The organism is Caulobacter sp. P1_B12_2, from assembly GCF_056406675.1.
Map to the genome: position 1 here is coordinate 1 of NZ_JBFTZS010000639.1, position 1,900 is coordinate 1,900.

General features: G+C 65.2%; 1 protein-coding gene and 1 pseudogene. Both read left to right on the forward strand.

Annotated elements, in window-relative coordinates; translation table 11 throughout:
- Positions 1–223, forward strand: a pseudogene (locus AC1DZ6_RS24360) (saccharopine dehydrogenase); the annotation flags it as partial.
- A gap of 117 nt (positions 224–340) precedes the next feature.
- Entirely contained in the window at positions 341–1,828 is a 1,488-nt protein-coding gene (locus AC1DZ6_RS24365; protein ID WP_477099681.1) for a hypothetical protein, read from the forward strand.
- Positions 1,829–1,900 lie beyond the last annotated feature (72 nt).

Below are 1,900 nucleotides of genomic sequence, written 5' to 3' on the forward strand. Positions count from 1 at the left end.
GTTCGTCGGCCTCGCCGACGACGGCCGCCAGGTCCGCGCCAGCGTCAAGGGCGACAAGGACCCCGGCTACGGCTCGACCAGCAAGATGATCGCCGAAACGGCCCTGTGCCTGATCGACACCCCGGACGTGGCCGGCGGGATCTGGACCCCGGGCGCCGCGCTGCGAGGCAAGCTGGTGGAGCGCCTGCAGGCCAAGGCGGGGCTGGCGTTCGCGGTGGAGTGACGAAAGGGCCGTTCAAGTCGCTCGGCGCGTGACGGCCGTCACGCTCACCGCCGGGATCTTGGGGCTATCCACGTTGGATCGTCGAGATATCGACGCCCTTCAACGATGGAGTCCCGAATGTCCGCGTTTGCCCCCTCTCCCGTGAAAGACGTCGAGTTCGGCGCCGCGCTCAAGATCTCGCTCGACAACTACTACGACCTGCTCAAGACCCAGGTCGGAGGGTTGAAGGCCGACGAGTTCCTGCAGCTCAAGCTCGCCGCCGACGTGGTCGACCTCTCGGCCGACAAGAAGGCCTCCGAGCAAGGCTATGTCTGGTTCTCGTATTTCAATCTGCTCAACCGGTCGGACCGGGCGATCCACCCCACGCCCGTGGCCGGCGAGATCCAGATCAGCCTGGAGGCCCTGGCGGACGTCTATGCCCGCTTCCTTCGGAAGCTGCGGACCTTTGTCGTCAAGAAGGTGCTGACCCCGGCCGAGCAGGTCGAACTGGCCAAGATCGACACCGACATCGACGGTCTGAAGGACGCGGCCCTGGAGCTCCAACTGCGCGACCGGAAGAGGTGGGCCGAATACGCCGCGGCCATGGGCTACCAAGTCGGTGATCTGGGCGCCTATGTCCAATGGAGCGGCCTGTACGGCAACCTCCGGAAGATCGAGGAAAAGAACGAGGCTATCGGCGCCAAGCTGTCCGACCGCAAGAAGATCACCGATCGCCAGTATCCCAATCCCTCGGACAAGGAAATCGTCGACGCGGAGTCCGATTTCGATAGCCCGGCGATGCGGCTGCGCTATCCGCTGTATCCCGATTACAACTATCCCGCCGGCGACCAGTTCAGCCCGCCCTATCTGGCCATGCTGCCGCTGGGCTCGACGGCCCTGTTCGAAGATCGGCGGGCGGCCCAGTGGGACAAGACCCTCACGACGGTCAGGACCAGCACCGGCGGCGGCTTCTCCGCGGGGTTCGACAAGCTGACCCAGAAATCGTCGTCGATCACCACGGACTGGAGCGGTTCGGCGAGCGCCAGCTACGGCTTCATCAGCGTCAGCGCCAACGCCAGCGAACACACGCAGATCCAGGAAGACTTCCGGACCGGCAAGGCGATCAAGCTCGGCGCGGAATCCGTCCTGCGGGTCAATATCGGCTTCCCGGCCTGGTTCAGGCCGACCCTGTTCAGCCACCCGCATGTCCTCGGCAATCCCTTCGATTTCCAGGAGTTCTTCGGCCCGAAGGGAAGTCTGCTCTATTACCCCTCGGCGCTGATCGTCGTTCGCGGCTTCTCCGTCGAGTTCGAGGCGACCCAGGCCTGGACCTATGACTATGAGCGAAAGTTCAGCGCCTCGGGCGGCGGCGGTTTCAGGGCCTTCGGCGTCAATTTCGGCGGAAAGGCCAGCTACGGCTCCCACGTCACCCAGCACGAAGTCGACAAGACCGGCACCAAGCTCACCTTGTCCGACGGCAAGGACACCCTCCGATTCGTCGGCTACGCCGTGACCAAGAACCAGGTGTTCGAGCAAAGCGTCGTCACGGCGCTCGGCGCGGCTCTGGGCGTGGCCCCCATCGGCGCTGACGGCGGCGACGGCTCCAAGGCGAAGGCCGATGCTTAGGCTGGCGGTTCTGGCCGGCGTCGGGCTCATGCTCGGCGCCTGCACCACCACCGTGAAGCTGCCCCTCTGTCC